Origin of the sequence: Collinsella sp. Sow4_E3 (assembly GCF_052116285.1) — a bacterium.
GTDB lineage: Bacteria > Actinomycetota > Coriobacteriia > Coriobacteriales > Coriobacteriaceae > Collinsella.
Window position 1 is genome coordinate 120,258 of sequence record NZ_JBQKLJ010000002.1, and the last position, 15,447, is coordinate 135,704.

Below are 15,447 nucleotides of genomic sequence, written 5' to 3' on the forward strand. Positions count from 1 at the left end.
CAACGGGCACATTTACTCGGTAGCTAAAAAAGCCCCGTCCCAAATTGACTACATGGGGCGGGGCACGGAAATCATCTAGCCAAGAACACGGGCCATGCGCGTCTTGAACTCGGACAGGAAGCGCGGGGCATCCACGGTCAGCGCCACAAGCGCGCTCTTGTCCGGATCGGACAGGCGACGCTCGTCGCAAATGGTGCGGCCGCGATACTCGCCCAGCAGATCAACACGCAGATTGCAGCCGAGCGCACCCACGAGCGTGGGGTCGATCGCCACGGCGACGGCCAGCGGATCGTGCAGCGCACAACCACCCAGGTAAGGTGCGTTCATCTCGTACGAGCCAATGTAGTGCTCGACCATGCTCGCAAACGCACAGCCGGCCATGGTGCCCGAGCCCGTCCAGCCGGCAATGTCGCGGCGCGTAAGCACCACGCGATGCGTCACGTCCAGACCCACCATGGTGAGCTTGCGGCCCGAGCGCAGCACGGCATCGGCCGCCTCGGGATCGCTTGCCATGTTGGCCTCGGCGCCCGCGCTCACGTTGCCGGGCACGGTCAGGGCGCCGCCCATCACCACCACGCGGCCGATAGACATCACCGCCGTCGCATCGCGCTCCAGGGCAAGCGCCAGATTGGAGAGCGGGCCGGTCGCTACGTAGACCAGATCGGGACCATAAGTGCGCGCGGCATCGATTAGATAATCGACTGCAGCGTTGCCATCGACCGACGTCGCCCCCACCGGCTCATAGGGCGACGCGGGCACGCTCGCGCCGCCGATGCCGTTCTTGCCGTGGATGAGTACGGTGGACGCCGGCGGCGTATAGGGCTCAGTCGCCTGCAGAGGACGGTCAGCACCCAGGTACACCGGCACCTCGGGACGGCCCAACAAGTCGAGCACCGCCAGGCAGTTGCGCGCCGACTGGTCGACGCGCACGTTGCCAAAACACGTGGTAATGCCCACGAGCTCAACCTCGGGGCTCGCGATGGCATAGGCAAGCGCCATCGCATCGTCCACACCCATATCCAGATCAAGGATCAGCTTCTTGGTTGCCATTGTTCTACTCCGCTTCTCCGTCTTGTACTAAATCGTCTAAACCAAACACGCGCTCAACTTCGGCACGCGTGGGAATCGACTGCTGCGCGCCCAGGCACGACACCGTCACTGCCGAGGCGCGAGCACCCGCGGCCATGCACTCAAAGAGCGGCAGCCCCTCCAAACGAGCCGCAGCAAGCGCACCGATAAATGTATCGCCCGCGGCCGTCGTATCGACCACCGCGCTCGAAAGCGCCGGCATGCGCAGCAGCTCGCCGTCGTCGCCGAGCGTAACCGATCCGGCGCCGCCCAACGTGATGACCGCGGCTCCGGCACCCTTGGCGAGCAAGGCATTGAGCGCCGCGACACAGCTCGCATCGTCTGCAGGCAAGATGCCCGTCAGTACCTGGCACTCAGTCTCGTTGGGACAGACCAGGTCGACTGCAGGCCAGACCTCCGCAGGCAAATCGCAGGCTGGCGCTGGATTAAAGACCGTATAGAACCCCAGCTCGTGAGCGCAGAAAAGCGCCTCGACAGTCGCCACAAGGTCACATTCGCCTTGGGCGATAAAGACGCTTCCGGCAGCCGGGGCAATATCGCTGGCGTCGCCGTCGAGCTCATCGGCCACCAGGCGCCTCAGCGCGCGAGCAACGTCCTCGCCCGCGAGCGCATGGTTGGCGCCCGGCGACAGCACGATGCGGTTATCGCCCTCACAGCGAATGATGGTCGCCGTTCCCGTCTCCACGTCGTCGCGGCGCGCCACAAAGTCACAGTCCACGCCAGCATCTTGGAGCCCCGCCACGAGCGACGAGCCAAACGCGTCGCGGCCGACCGCGCCGATCATGCGCGTGCGCGCACCCATGCGCGCAGCTGCTACGGCCTGGTTGGCGCCTTTGCCGCCGGCGTTGGTGATAAACCCGCTGCCGCCGACGGTCTCGCCCGCACGCGGCATGCGCTCGCACGCCACCGAAAGGTCCATGTTCATGCTGCCGAACACCGCAACGATGCCGCAATCTGCCATGGAAACCTCCTCGTCCGCGGGCCCCGCACCCGCTGTCGGCCGTCAATCGTGCACTCTCGCACCTCTATAACTTTAGTTCACTTTGATGTGGACGCGCGCTTGAGCTTACGCCAGCAGCAAGCATTCACAGGAGTAGGCGGCTACAATGAAAGCGTGCTGATTATTCTCGTCATTGGATGATGTTTTATGGAACAATTCCCGCGATCGAGCTCGCGCAGCTCACGCCATGCGAGCGATCAACAAGCGCCGCACGAACGTTCGCGCACTAACCGCCAAACCACCGAGCCGCGCCGCGCTGCAGGCTCCCATCGCTCGCCCGCCAACAAGGGCGCCCGCACCGACAGCGCCGCAAAAGAACAGGCGCCCACGCGTCCCAAATCTCGCTACATCCCCGCCCTCGACGGCCTTCGCACGCTCGCCGTTGTCGCGGTGGTGCTCTATCACCTCAACCTCACGTGGGCTCAGGGCGGCCTCCTCGGCGTCACGATCTTCTTTGTGCTCTCGGGATACTTGATCACGCGCCTGCTCCTCAACGAAATCGCAAAGACCGGTCGTATCGATCTCAAGAGCTTCTGGATCCGCCGCATCCGTCGCCTGTTCCCCGCCGTGGTAACCGTCGTGGTGGTGACCTGCGCACTGTGCACTGTCTTTAACCATGTGATGCTCACTAAGATGCGCCCCGACATCCTGCCGTCGCTGCTGTTCTTTAATAACTGGTGGCAGATCATGCAGGACGTTTCGTACTTTAACGCCCTGGGCGACCCCTCGCCGCTCACGCACTTTTGGTCGCTTGCCATCGAGGAACAGTTCTATCTTATTTGGCCGCCACTGCTGTTTGCAATGGTATCCATGCATGTGAGCAAGCCCAACACGCGCCGCGTGGTCCTGGGCCTCGCCGCCGTCTCCGCCGTCGCCATGATGGTGCTCTACAACCCCGCCACCGACCCCAGCCGCGTGTACTACGGCACCGACACCCGCGTGTTCTCGTTGCTGCTGGGCGCCTGGATGGCCTTTATCCCCGACCGCGACCTGGCGCCTGCGCGCCTTGTCCGCCATCTGGGGCTCGACCGACTGGCCGGCGCCGGCAAGCACGACAAGTCAAAGAGCGACACCGCCGAGGCCGCCACGACAAAGCCAAGTGAGCTCGCACGCTTTTGGTCCTCCCCCGCATCCATCGATTTGATGGGCGTCGTTGGCCTGGTCGGACTCGCCGCCATGGTCGCGCTCACCAACGGCTATACCGCGTTTCAGTATCGCGGAGGCACGCTGCTGTGCTCCATCCTCACACTGATGGTTATCGCGGCATGCGTGCAGCCCCAGGGCATGGTCGCACGGGCCTTGGCCGCCGAGCCGCTCGTATGGATCGGCAAGCGCTCCTACAGCATCTACCTGTGGCATTATCCGCTGCTGCTCCTCATGAACCCGGTCGCCAACATTAACGACACGCCCTGGTGGCACTACATTTTGCAGGTGTTGTTGGTGGTCGCCGTGGCCGAGTGCTCCTATCGCTTTATCGAAACGCCGTTTAGGAAGGGCGCTTTTGGGCGCACCGTTTCCGAGCTCCGCGACGGCACCACCACGCCCGCCGGCTGGATGCGCGCACATGTCCCCACCTGCGCCGTTTGCGCCGTCGTGCTTGTTGTGGCGCTGGGCGGCCTGATCTTTGTGCCCGACACATCCGCGCTGAGCGGCGAGGGCGCCGAAATCCTAAACAAGGAGGCCAAAAATGCAAAGCCTCAAGATCAGCAGGCGGCCGACGACTCCGACAAAGACGACGACGGCTTCCCCGACGGAGCCTACGACCTGCTAATGATTGGCGACTCCGTGTCCCTGCGCGCCGTCGATGCCTTTGACGGCGTGTTCCCGCACAGCCACATCGATGCCGAAAAGGGCCGCCAGTTTGACGCAGGCCGCGCGACATTTGAGGGCTATATCCAGCAGAACCTTGCCGGCAAGATCGTGGTCTTTGCCCTGGGCACCAACGGTTTGGTAACGGACGCCCAGGTCGACGCGATCATGGCCGACGCCGGTGATCAGCGTATTGTCGTGTTTGTAAACACGCGCAGCCCGCAGCCGTGGGTCGGGTCCACGAACCAGGCCATCGCCAACGCCGCTACGCGCTACAAGAATGTACGCGTTATCGACTGGTACGGGCACAGCGCCAACCGCAACGACCTGTTCGATGGCGACGGCACGCATCTTTCGACCGCCGGTGTGACCGAGTACCTTAAGCTCATCCACGATGCCGTCAAGAAGGACCTACCCGTGCACCCCGAGGACCACGTTAACGATCCGCAGCCGGCGGCTGTCAAATCCGCTGCCGAGGCACTCGTCAACGCCCTTGCCTACAAACCGCACAAGCTAGGCACCGACAAGTAACGCACCGCCAAATCTGCTTACAATCCGGCACTTGGGACCACTTCCGCGACTTACAAAGCCGCCTCTGGGTTGTTAATTCACCCCAGAGGCGGCTTTATAGCTGCACATCGGTATATAACTAGCACCCTATAGCAGACAAAAACAGGCCGCAGCCCATGGCGGCGGCCTGTTTAGAGTCCAAGAGAGGTGCTACGCGCTGTAGCCCATCGCTTGCAGAACAAACATGACGACCGTCAGCACCGTAATAACGCCGATAGTCGCCCAAGTGAGCACATTCCACACACGGCCGTTGCGGTTGGCGCCCATAATGTGTCGATCGGCGGCAATAACCACCTGGAACACCAGAACCACGGGCAGCAACACGCCGTTGATGACCTGCGAGGTCATCATAATCTGGAACAGGTCGACGCCGGGCATGAGCACCAGCACGGCAGAAATGCCAATGATTGCCGTAATGATGCCGCGATAGACCGGGGCCTCGTCCCAGCTGCGATCGGCACCGCGTTCCCAGCCAAACGCCTCGCAGATAGCGCTGGACGTAACGCCCGGCAGCACACAGGCGGCCAAGAAGCTCGCCGCGACCAGGCCCGAGGCAAACAGCACCGTGGACCACTGGCCCGCAATGGGCTCCAGCGCGCGGGCAGCGTCTGCAGCGTCGCTAATCTGAATGCCCGAGGGGAACAATACCGTACCGGTCGTGATGATAATAAAACCGGCGATGACATCGGCGGCAATCGAGCCGCTCACGGTATCGATACGCTGCAACACGATATCGTCCTCGCCCGCATTCTTATCGACCACGTTGTTCTGTGCCAAGAAAATCATCCAGGGCGCGATGGTGGTACCGATCGTCGCGACCACAAGCGACACGTAGCTGGGGTCATTTTGAATGTTGGGTACAACCAGATCGACCGCCACCTCGCCCCAACTGGGACCAGCCATAATTGCAGCGACAATGTAGGTCACAAACACGCAGCTCACCAGCAACAGAATCTTCTCGATGCGCTGGAAGCTACCCGACATGGTAAGCATCCAAACCATCAGCGCCACAAGCGGCACCGAGATGCTCGCCGGCACGCCAAAGAGGGCAAGGCCGCTCGCGATACCCGCAAACTCCGAAATGGTCACGGCTGTGTTGGCAATCAGCAGCGCCGCCATGGCCAGCACGCTCTTGCGCACGCCAAAGCGCTCGCGAATGAGCGAGGCCAGGCCCTTGCCCGTCACGCAGCCGCAACGTGCCGCGGTCTCCTGCGTCACGATGAGCAGCACGGTCATGACGGGAAGCATCCAGAGCATCTTGTAACCATAGCTGGCACCGGCGCTGGAATACGTGGCGATGCCGCCGGCGTCATTGCCCGAAAGCGCCGCCAGAAGGCCAGGACCCATGGCACCAAAGATGGCCGCGATGGTCAGCTTTTGCTTGGTGCCCTGCTTTTGCTTGCTATTTTGCACGCGACCACCTAACCCATGACCGACATGGTGAGCAGCACCGCAGCGGCACAGTACGCCACGCACGAGATCATGACGGCAATGACGTTCATGGCGGTACCCGACGTATTGAGGTCGTGCTCGTCGCGCCAGAACAGCACCATCAGGTAAATCACAGCGCTCATGTTGCCAATCAGGCAGACGATGGCCGCGATGTTAAAGCAGCCGGTAAAGAGCTGCTCCTCAAGCATGGGCGCGTCGGGGAACGCCGTGGTGCGCACCAGCTGAGCGCACAGGTAGGTCACGAGCGACAGGATCAGGCCCATGCCCGTGCTCTGGAAGAAGAATCCCAGATACGGCTTGGGTTCATCGTCATGGCCGTCGTACTCCAGGAAGTAGTTCTTGACGAACGACACCATACGCGAGGCAGCCAGCAGCACGAGCGGCATGGCGCACATGGGGAACACCACCAGATGCGCGGAGCCCAGCGCCGTCCCCAGCACTGCCGCCATGATGCACGAGGCAATGCCCCACACGACAACCCAGTACTGGCGATGCACAAACCAGCTGAGCACATTCGTCGAGTCGTCGGACGCGCTATCGCCCGAGCCGACGCCTGCGATCTGCAGGTCCTCCTGGTGCTCCTCGGCGATAACGTCCATGGCGTCGTCGAAGGTCACAATGCCCAAGATGTGGCGGTTCTCATCGCAAACGGGGATGGCGACCAGGTCGTACTTGGTCATCTCGTCCGTTACGTCTTCCTGGTCCTCGTCGGGCGACACATAAACCAGGTCGCGGTAGGCCAGCTGGCCCAGCGTGGCGTCGCGGTCGGCCACGATCAGCGTGCGCAGCGAGAGCACGCCGGTCAGCATACCGCTCGGATCCTCGGTATAGACGTAGTAGACGCTTTCGAAATCCTCGTCGAGCTTGCGGATCGCCTCGATGGCGTCACCGACCGTCGCCGTGGCAGGCAGGGAGACAAACTCCGAGGTCATAATGCGGCCGGCAGTGTTTTCCTCATAGCCCAGCAGGTTACGAATCGCCTTCTCCTCCTGAACGCCCATCAGGCGCAGGAGCTTCTCGGCCTTCTCGTAATCGAGCTCGTCGATCAGGTCGGCGGCGTCGTCCGGGTCCATCATGGCCAGCATCGACGACGCATCCGTGTCGGACAGGCCCTCGAGCATCTCGGTCATGAGCTCGTCGTCATCGAACTCCGAGATGGCCTCGGCGGCCTGGGCGGTGTCGAGCTGCGCGAACACCTGAGCGCGCAGGCGAGGATCGAGCTGCTCGATAATGTCGGCAATGTCGGCAGGATGCAGCTCGCCGAGCGTCTTATGCGACACCGACAGCTGGATGTTCTTAGTCGAGCGATCGAGCAGGTCCATGTAGGACCAGGCGATGATGTCCTCGCCGAGCGGTTTGCCCAGGTGCTTCATAAAGCCCTCGACGACATGTTCAAGAGCGGGGCTGATTGCACGCAGCAGACCGCGGGCACCAACTTCGGCACCCAGCAGGCGCAGCTGATTTTCGCCTGACATGGAAAACTTGATGTCGTTTACGCGCACAACCTTCATGCCCTGCGTGTCGACGATTTGTTTATTGAGCACGTCGCGCGCGAGCAAGAGTTCGGTCGGCTGCAGGTACGAAAAACGGATTTCGGTGGCCGACGTCTTAAGGTATACGCCCGTCTCGTCGATACGGTCGACCCATTTTCGCCAGCTGATCATAAACGGCGTCTTGCCGGGACCGCGGAACGCGAGCGACGTCACGTGCGGAAAAACTTCGCCGGTAGCAATGCCAAAATCGTTCACAACGCCGAGCTTTTCGCCATCGACGTCCAAGACCGGCAGCTTGAGCATCTCACTCAGATAATTCACTGGTGCTCCCCATCATTATTCCTTCGGACCGTGGCCATGCCGGCACGCCATCCGTGGACTTTTAGATATGTATACGCATGCGCGGGCGGCACACCGCTCGGCGCTCACACCCCGTGCATGCGCAAGAAGCACCTGCAAGGGGTCATCGACTGTATGGTCGAGGTTTGGATTTCACCTGCAACCTTTCTCTTGACCCTTGTTATCCGCAGTAACTATAGCATCAGCATCGCGCCGTGACGCCAAATTTATGCTCCAAACATCGCAGGCATACCAAACGCTGACGCATCCGTGACATAGTCGTTTAAAAACGTCCCCCGTGACTAGTCTGTGGTGTCGTTATCTTCGGCGAGCTGGGGAAACACGGCGTTCTTGGGCATGGAAGTCTTCGTTAGCGAGGTGAGTTTTTTGCTCAGCGACGTATCCGTCTTCACCAAATCGCTCAGCGTCACGATCTTGTAGCCCTTGGCGACAAGGCCATCGATGATCTGCGGCAGCGCTTCGAGCGTCTGTTCGGAGCACTCGTCGCTATCGGTGAACAAAACAATGTTGCCCGGAGTCACCGATTCGAGCACTGTCGAAACCTGTTCGTCGGCGCCGTTGAGCAGCCAGTCGCCCGAATCGATATTCCACGAGACCACGGCAGACACCAGGTCCATCGCATCGATCCAGTTTTGCTCGTCAAACGCGGCGTAGGGAGCACGCAGCAACATCGTCTCGACGCCGGTCGCCGACTTAATCGCCTCGGTGCCCTTCGTGATCTGCTTGCGCACCGCCTCGCGATCCTTGCCCTTGAGCGAATCATCGCTGTAGCTGTTGGAGCCGATCTCGCATCCGGCATCGACAATCGCTTTGGCAGTAGCGGGCGAGGCTTCCGCAGCATCGCCCGAAAGGAAGAACGTCGCCGTGACGCCCTTTTCCTTGAGCACCTGCAAGACCTGCCTGGTCGCGCCGCTCGGACCCTCGTCAAATGTCAGGGCCACGTACTTTTCGTTGCCCTTGGGCGCTACGCTCGCGCACTCGACTACACAGTCGGTGGCGGGCACGACCTCGCCGCGGTCCTGCGTCTTGCCCGACTGCTCGCCGACCCATACCTCGGAGCGGCCCCGAACGCCCCAGGTTTTAACGTATTCGATAGCGCCCGTGCCCTCGACCTTCAACTTGGGCTCAATGGTCGTGACCTGGACCTCGTGCTTCTCGTACGTGTCGCGGCCGTCTTTGACCGTCACTTTCTCGCCGCCCGTTAGCTCGCGGCTATTCCACTTGCCCTGCTTCACCCGTTTGCCGTCCACCTTCACCGACAGCTTTTCGCCGCCACGGCGGGTAAGCACGCTATCGTCGACAGCCAACAAGTCGCCGGCATCGTAGGTGTCGGTCAGGCCTTGATCATCGATAAGGTTCTGCAACGTGGAGCCCACGCGCACCGAAGCCTGCTCCCCATTGAGCACAATGTCCACGCTGCGATTGACATAGCCCACGACGGCAGCGATAAACAGCACGAGCGCACAGCCGACAGCGATGAGCGCATAGGGCAGTCGGGACGGTCGGCGCGGTGAGCGCCCGTTGCCGATGCGCGCGCTGCGATCGCTAAACCCACGGCTATGGTTGAGGTACATCGCGCCGGGTTTACGGCGACGTCGACGCTGACCGCTGGGCAGCTGCCCCAGGTCGCGTCGCGCCGTCGGACGCGCACCCGAGCGCCCGTTTAAGTTAGATCCGTTTTGGCGCATGTGCCCTCCCCCATAAACACAGCGAGCCGGAGCAACATGTCTCCGGCTCGCCCCCCGTCATTTGGTACGTCGCTATTTGCTAGCTTTTGACGAGCCCCCGCTCGCCTTTTGATATTCGTCCTTAAAGGCCTTGAACATACCGCGCGTCTTGCCGAGCTGCTTGCCCAGTGCGCGACTGCCCTTGTCCACGGCGGCCGACCCCTTGTCATCGAGCACCTTGGCGCCCTTCTTGACCTTATCGCCCACCACGACACTGGCCTCGGCAGCCTTGGCGGCCGCGCCGCCCGAATACCCGAGCGACTTGACCTCGTCCGAGACGATCATCGCGCCGTTCTCGTAGCCGCGCAGCATCGCCGGCGGCATCTGTGTGTCGCCCACCAGCACACTCGAGGCAGTGCCGGCGGTCACGTAGAACGTCTGCACGATACCCGAACGCGGCTTGAACTCAACGTCCGAGCAGTAGCCCACGACATCGCCCGATTCCGTGCGCACGTCCATGCCAACCCAGATGATGCAGTCGTCCAGGTTGATATCGAGGCGCTTGGCCGCGGCGGCATCGTAGGTGCCCTTGACGTCGTCGACCGCGACAGCACCCTCATAGACGCCGATGGCATCGAGCGCCACAAATCGATCGGGGCGCTCGATCATGCCCGCGATATCGGACTGGCGAACCATAAAGCCCACCACGCGCGTACCGCCCGGGGTAAAGACCGGAAAGTGAATCTTGCCGAGCTTTTTGGGGCTGCGCGGCGTGCCGTCCTTTTTGGTGCGCTTGTCTTCGGCAGGCTTACGATAAACCTTGACGCCGACAAAATCCCCTGCGCGCATTATGCCTCGGTCGAGGGCTCCGTGGCCTCGGTGTCGGCCTCAGTGACGTTCTCGACCACGACGTCGGCAGCGGGCGTCACGTTGCCGCCCGAGATGGCGTCGTTGAGCTGCTCGCGAAGCTGGTCCATGCGCTCGCGGGCCAGGTCGACCTTGGCGCGCAGGTCATCGGTCTTGGCGTCGACCATCGGACCAAAGTCGTTGACCGCGGCACGAGCCTCCTCGGCACCGTGCTCGTAGGTGTCGCGCATGTTGTCCCAGGCATCGTTGGCGATATCGGCGGCCATGGCACGGGTCTCGGCACCCGAGCGCGGGGCCAGAGCAACGCCGATGATAGCGCCGGCGGCAGCGCCAAAGAGCGCACCGGAAACAAAGCTGAAAGTCTTTCCCATGATCATTCCTCTCCTGCGGGCACCTCAATGCCCACCGTTTGAATGCTGTCCATTATACCCGCAGCGCAACACTTGCCGTCGCGCTCATCTGCGTACGGTAAAAGCGCAGGTACATGATGGTGATAAGCGAGTGAGCCTACTCCTGCGGCATGGCAGGCATGGCCACCGTGGCCGCCGGGTCCTCGCCGGCGCCATCAACGAGCGGAAGCGCACCTTCCTGTGCGGGACCTGCCGGAACCGTCGCCGCGCCACCGTAGACGGCAGCGGGGGCCTCGTGGCTCTCGGCGGTCGCGCCCTCGGTATCGATTGCCTCCTGCAGCTCATCGTCAAAGCTCGGGACACCCTGGGGCTCCGCGGGCTCGGACTCGACAGCTTCCTCAGCAGCTGCCTCGACGCCGGGTTCGGAATCGGCAGGAGCCTCGCCTTCGGCCCCGTCCTCGGCGTTTGCGGCGGCGATGGCCTCGTGCGGATCCTTGCCCTCGGCCTCGGCGCGCATACCCAGCACCAGGTTGCGCAGGCCCGCGACCGTGCCCTCCACGTCAGGGGCAGGCTGGTCGGCGTGCAGATAAGCCCAGTCCATCATAAAGGTCGCCGAAGACAGCGCGCCGATGGCCAGCGCGTCATCGGGGCATGAAAGCTCAACCTCAAAGACACGCTCATCGTGCTCGCTTACGCGGGTACGGCCGCACGAAATGCTGCCGGCGAGACCGGTCTCGTTCATGAGCTCCACTGTCACGTGCTCAAGCAGATGGCAAAGCTCGGTCTGGCCCATGCAGTCCTGGAATTCACGACCGGAATCGCCTAGGCACAGGTGCTTGGCAATCGCGGGCACCAGGTAGTACACGCGCGCCGTGGCCTCGATGTCCTCCGAGGTCATGAGCGGCATGCCGGGGTTCACCAGCACATGCGCGCAGATCTTGTCCTCGCTGACGGTGACCTTAAGGATGTTGAACAGGCCTGCCATAACTCTCCCCTACTCTTCCTTGCCCTACTCGTCGCCGTCGTGCGGGCCCGCAGAGCCCGCGCCCGGCGTCGCCGGCTTATCTGCCGAGGACTCGGAATCCTTCTTATCGGTTTCGGCCGGAGCGATCACGCGAATAAGCGAGATGCGCTGGCCACGCATCGACTGCACCTTGAACTTGTACCCTGCAACCTCAAACACCTCTCCGATGTCGGGCACCGAGTCGCAAAGTTCCAAAATCCAGCCGGCGATGGTCTCATAATCATCGCTTTCCTCGAGCGGCCAACCAAGCTCAATCGCATCATCGCACGAAAAACGCCCATCGACGAGCCACTCACGGCGCGAAAGACGCGTGAGGTACTTGTTGTCGGGGTCGAACTCGTCCTCGATCTCGCCCACGATCTCCTCGACGATGTCCTCGATGGTAATGATGCCAGCCGTGCCGCCGTACTCGTCCACGACCACCACGATCTGGTCGTGCGAAGTCTGCATCTCGGACAGCAGCGGCAGGATGTCCTTGGTGTCGGGCACAAAGGTGGCGTCGCGCAAATAACCGGCGATGGGCTGGTCGCCCTCGCCGTCGAGCGAGGGCTGAATCAGGTCCTTGATGTGCGCGATGCCCGCCACGTTGTCGGGATCTTCGTGATAGACGGGGATGCGGCTAAAGCCGGTCTGGCGCATAGTGGACAGCACGTCGGCGACCGTCTCGTCGTCCTCGCACATGGTGGTGTCCACGCGCGGCACCATGACCTCGCGGGCAACGGTATCGCCCAGGTCGAAGATCTCGTGGATCATACGCTTTTCCTCGTCGAGCAGGTCGTCCTGCTCCGAGACCATGTACTTAATCTCTTCCTCCGAGACGTTTTGGCGATCGTCGGCGCTCTTGATGCGCAGGATGCGGGCCAGACCATCGGAGCAAGCACCAGTCAGCCACACGAGCGGACGGGCGATCTTTTGGAAAAACGACAGCGGCCCCACGACCTGCTTGGACACGCCTTCGGCATTGGCCAGACCAATGCGCTTGGGCACAAGCTCGCCAATCACGATGGACACGAAGGCGACCGCAACGGTGATGATGACCGGCGCCAGTCCGCGCGCGATGGCAGAGAGCGGCGCGATGCCAAAGCTCATGAGCCACGTGGCGAGCGGGTCGGACAAGCTCGTCGAGGCGACGGCGGACGAGGCAAAGCCCACGAGCGTGATGGCGACCTGGATGGTGGCGAGCAGCTGGTCGGAGTCGGCAGCCAGCTTAACGGCGCGCTCGGCGCGTTTGTCGCCTTCCTCGGCCTCGTGCTCCAGCACGGCGCGCTTTGCCGTGGTGAGCGCCATCTCGGACATAGAGAAGTAGCCGTTGATGAGGGTCAAAACGAGGGTGGTGATAAGGGAGATGGTTATGTCCATCGGGAGTTTCTCGAACCTCCAAGATTCGGGACGTTAGGTAGTAAGCGTAGATAACGGATAGGGCAGTTGCGTCCGGCGGCCGCTTGGATGGGTCCGCAGGCACAGACGTGATCGCTAGATTACGAAGAGGATCACCGCCATGAACTGGAAGATACTGCCGGCGAGCACCCACAAGTGAAACACACTGTGCAGGTAGCGCACGTTTTTAGCGATGTAGAACGGCACGCCCACGGTGTAGCACACGCCGCCGACAGCGAGCAGGGCAAGTGCCACGGGGTTGAGCAGCGACACGAGCTCGGGCAGCTTAAAGACGACGAGCCAGCCCATCAGCAGGTAGACCAGGCCGCTTACCCAGTGCGGTTGACGCTCGCGCATAAAGCACTCGAGGGCGATGCCGATAATGGCGATGGCCCATACGGCAAAGAACAGCATAGGGCCGCCATCGTTTGCGAGCGTGATGAGGCAAAACGGCGTATAGCTGCCGGCTATGAGCAGGTAGATGCAGCTGTGGTCGATGATGCGAAACACGCGCTTGGCGCGTGCGGGCTGAATCGCGTGGTAGAGCGTAGAGGCTAGGTATTCGAGGATAATGCTGACGCCATAGACAATCGCCGCGGCCATGTGAGCCGGGCCTCCGCCGCGAAGAGCGGCAAATACGATCAGGAGCACCAGGCCCGCGATGCCCAGCAGGCAACCGACACCATGGGTGACGGAGTTCATGATCTCCTCACCCACCGTGTAGTGTGGAACGGCCGCGGTCTTGGGTCGCGGCTTAGAACTGTCGCTCGAATCGGACATGCCGGTTACATCCTCCAACGTAAAGAGTTCTCAACACTATATCAAAGCGTCTGGGTACGTGCGAAATTTGCACCATACGTGACCCCTTGTTTACCCATTCTTTTCTTGTTGACGCATCAACGGCGAACAATCATGGTTGATTACAGCGCTGGAGGACCGTTTTGGCTCCCGCCTTCGGAAGTATGCGGCAAAATCTGGAACTGCCGACCAGACCGCAGTTTTACCAACAATTTATCAGGGGTTTTGTTGCCAAAAAATGTCGTGTGCTCGGCGGTCTCGAAATTTGCCGCATACTTCCGAAAAGCCGCCCGTGAGCGCTGTGCTCGCGGGCGGCTTTTGCTCGAATTACGCCACAAAGGTGCTTATATTGTCCAATAGCTAGGCGCTATTTGACCTCGATAAGCTCGTACTTGCTCGTGCCCAGGCCGATCTTCTCGGCGTGCGCGATGCACGCGCGCCAGTCGGTGTCGGGATGCGTGATGCAGAAGGGGTCACGCGCCTGCTCGCCCTCCAGATGCTCGTGGTTATGCTCCATCTTGGCCGCGCTATCGGTGAGCTCGGTGTTGGGCAGCGGCTCGGACGCCATGACGGCATCGGCACAGGCCTGGTCGATGGCGACCGGATCGAAGCTCGCGAACATGCCGATATCGTTGACGATAGGCGTATCGTTTTCGGGATGGCAATCACAGTTGGGGCTGATATCCATGGCAAGCGAGATGTGGAAGCTCGGGCGGCCGTCGACGACGGCCTTGGTGTACTCGGCGATCTTGCAGTTGAGCACGTCGGCCGCGGCGTCATAGACGGGCTTGATGGCGTCCTGGTTGCACACGCCGATGCAGCGTCCGCAGCCCACGCAGCGATCGTGGTCGATGGCGGCCACGTGCACCGTACGAGTAGCGCCGCTGGCAAGCTCGCGCTCGCGGGTGTCGTCGAACGAGATAGCGTTGTGCGCGCAGATCTTTTCGCAGGCACGGCAGCCAATGCAGTGCTCGGTCGCGACATTCGGCTTGCCGGCGGCATGCTGCTCCATCTTGCCCGCACGGCTGCCGCCTCCCATGCCCAAGTTCTTCATGGCGCCGCCAAAACCGGCCTGCTCATGGCCCTTAAAGTGGGTGAGGCTAATCACGATATCGGCATCCATGAGCGCCTGGCCGATCTTGGCCTCGCGCACGTACTCGCCGCCCTCGACCGGGACGAGCGCCTCGTCGGTACCCTTAAGGCCGTCGGCGATGATGATCTGGCAGCCCGTGGCATACGGGGTAAAGCCATTCTGATAAGCGGTATCGATGTGCTCGAGCGCGTTTTTGCGGCTACCGACATAGAGCGTGTTGCAGTCGGTGAGGAAAGGCTTGCCGCCCAGCTCCTTCACGACATCCGCGACGGCGCGGGCGTAGTTGGGGCGCAAAAAGCTCAGGTTGCCCAGCTCGCCAAAGTGAATCTTGATAGCGACGAACTTGTTCTCAAAGTCGATCTGCTCAATACCGGCGCGGCGGATGAGGCGCTTGAGCTTGTCGAGCTGGCTCTCGCGAGCATGCGTACGCAAGTTGGTGAAGTACACCTTAGCGGGTGCTGCGGGTGAAGTTGCGGTCATAGATCTATCCCCTCGGTC

At 61.8% G+C, this 15,447-nt stretch carries 12 protein-coding genes; 1 reads left to right on the forward strand and 11 read right to left on the reverse strand.

All coding sequences use genetic code 11. The features are described from left to right. Positions 1–75: 75 nt before the first annotated feature. Positions 76–1,050, reverse strand: a complete 975-nt coding sequence (locus ACTQ48_RS02465; RefSeq protein ID WP_441570046.1) for a nucleoside hydrolase — start codon at positions 1,048–1,050, stop codon at positions 76–78. 4 nt (positions 1,051–1,054) lie between these two features. Then, positions 1,055–2,050 carry a ribokinase gene (locus tag ACTQ48_RS02470; RefSeq protein ID WP_441570047.1) on the reverse strand — a complete coding sequence of 332 codons (996 nt, stop codon included), beginning with the start codon at positions 2,048–2,050 and terminating at the stop codon, positions 1,055–1,057. Between the two features lie 186 nt (positions 2,051–2,236). Between ACTQ48_RS02470 and ACTQ48_RS02475 the strand changes: the two genes are divergently transcribed. Continuing rightward, positions 2,237–4,429 carry an acyltransferase family protein gene (locus tag ACTQ48_RS02475; protein ID WP_441570048.1) on the forward strand — a complete coding sequence of 731 codons (2,193 nt, stop codon included), beginning with the start codon at positions 2,237–2,239 and terminating at the stop codon, positions 4,427–4,429. 189 nt (positions 4,430–4,618) lie between these two features. On the opposite strand, the gene ACTQ48_RS02480 is transcribed toward ACTQ48_RS02475, so the two are convergent. From ACTQ48_RS02480 to ACTQ48_RS02520, 9 genes are all read right to left on the reverse strand, one after another. After that, the gene (locus tag ACTQ48_RS02480) at positions 4,619–5,815 is read right to left on the reverse strand and encodes an Nramp family divalent metal transporter (protein WP_441570089.1); all 1,197 of its coding nucleotides are present in this window, start codon (positions 5,813–5,815) and stop codon (positions 4,619–4,621) included. 74 nt (positions 5,816–5,889) lie between these two features. Then, positions 5,890–7,734: a magnesium transporter gene (locus ACTQ48_RS02485; RefSeq protein ID WP_427718082.1), complete on the reverse strand. Its 1,845-nt coding sequence runs from the start codon at positions 7,732–7,734 to the stop codon at positions 5,890–5,892. Positions 7,735–8,054: 320 nt separating this feature from the next. Next, positions 8,055–9,461: a polysaccharide deacetylase family protein gene (locus ACTQ48_RS02490; protein WP_441570049.1), complete on the reverse strand. Its 1,407-nt coding sequence runs from the start codon at positions 9,459–9,461 to the stop codon at positions 8,055–8,057. Between the two features lie 72 nt (positions 9,462–9,533). Then, complete coding sequence (locus ACTQ48_RS02495) at positions 9,534–10,289, reverse strand: PRC-barrel domain containing protein (RefSeq protein WP_441540366.1); 756 nt, start codon at positions 10,287–10,289, stop codon at positions 9,534–9,536. Further along, complete coding sequence (locus ACTQ48_RS02500) at positions 10,289–10,678, reverse strand: YtxH domain-containing protein (protein WP_154516595.1); 390 nt, start codon at positions 10,676–10,678, stop codon at positions 10,289–10,291. Before ACTQ48_RS02500 ends, ACTQ48_RS02495 begins: the two co-directional genes overlap by 1 nt. Positions 10,679–10,814: 136 nt before the next feature. After that, positions 10,815–11,642: a cyanophycin synthetase family protein gene (locus tag ACTQ48_RS02505; protein ID WP_427747619.1), complete on the reverse strand. Its 828-nt coding sequence runs from the start codon at positions 11,640–11,642 to the stop codon at positions 10,815–10,817. Between the two features lie 24 nt (positions 11,643–11,666). After that, positions 11,667–13,040, reverse strand: a complete 1,374-nt coding sequence (locus tag ACTQ48_RS02510; RefSeq protein WP_154516597.1) for a hemolysin family protein — start codon at positions 13,038–13,040, stop codon at positions 11,667–11,669. 114 nt (positions 13,041–13,154) lie between these two features. Further along, positions 13,155–13,838: a PAQR family membrane homeostasis protein TrhA gene (gene trhA, locus ACTQ48_RS02515; protein WP_427747617.1), complete on the reverse strand. Its 684-nt coding sequence runs from the start codon at positions 13,836–13,838 to the stop codon at positions 13,155–13,157. Positions 13,839–14,223: 385 nt separating this feature from the next. Continuing rightward, complete coding sequence (locus ACTQ48_RS02520; protein ID WP_427727237.1) at positions 14,224–15,429, reverse strand: DUF362 domain-containing protein; 1,206 nt, start codon at positions 15,427–15,429, stop codon at positions 14,224–14,226. Between the last annotated feature and the right edge of the window lie 18 nt (positions 15,430–15,447).

What these genes read in the sequence shown, in the direction of transcription:
- ACTQ48_RS02490 (WP_441570049.1), bottom strand. Translation starts at nt 9,461, where the DNA reads ATGCGCCAAAACGGATCTAACTTAAACGGGCGCTCGGGTGCGCGTCCG.
- ACTQ48_RS02500 (WP_154516595.1), bottom strand. Translation starts at nt 10,678, where the DNA reads ATGGGAAAGACTTTCAGCTTTGTTTCCGGTGCGCTCTTTGGCGCTGCC.
- ACTQ48_RS02520 (WP_427727237.1), bottom strand. Translation starts at nt 15,429, where the DNA reads ATGACCGCAACTTCACCCGCAGCACCCGCTAAGGTGTACTTCACCAAC.
- ACTQ48_RS02480 (WP_441570089.1), bottom strand. Translation starts at nt 5,815, where the DNA reads ATGGGTCCTGGCCTTCTGGCGGCGCTTTCGGGCAATGACGCCGGCGGC.
- ACTQ48_RS02505 (WP_427747619.1), bottom strand. Translation starts at nt 11,642, where the DNA reads ATGGCAGGCCTGTTCAACATCCTTAAGGTCACCGTCAGCGAGGACAAG.
- ACTQ48_RS02510 (WP_154516597.1), bottom strand. Translation starts at nt 13,040, where the DNA reads ATGGACATAACCATCTCCCTTATCACCACCCTCGTTTTGACCCTCATC.
- trhA (WP_427747617.1), bottom strand. Translation starts at nt 13,838, where the DNA reads ATGTCCGATTCGAGCGACAGTTCTAAGCCGCGACCCAAGACCGCGGCC.
- ACTQ48_RS02465 (WP_441570046.1), bottom strand. Translation starts at nt 1,050, where the DNA reads ATGGCAACCAAGAAGCTGATCCTTGATCTGGATATGGGTGTGGACGAT.
- ACTQ48_RS02475 (WP_441570048.1), top strand. Translation starts at nt 2,237, where the DNA reads ATGGAACAATTCCCGCGATCGAGCTCGCGCAGCTCACGCCATGCGAGC.
- ACTQ48_RS02495 (WP_441540366.1), bottom strand. Translation starts at nt 10,289, where the DNA reads ATGCGCGCAGGGGATTTTGTCGGCGTCAAGGTTTATCGTAAGCCTGCC.
- ACTQ48_RS02470 (WP_441570047.1), bottom strand. Translation starts at nt 2,050, where the DNA reads ATGGCAGATTGCGGCATCGTTGCGGTGTTCGGCAGCATGAACATGGAC.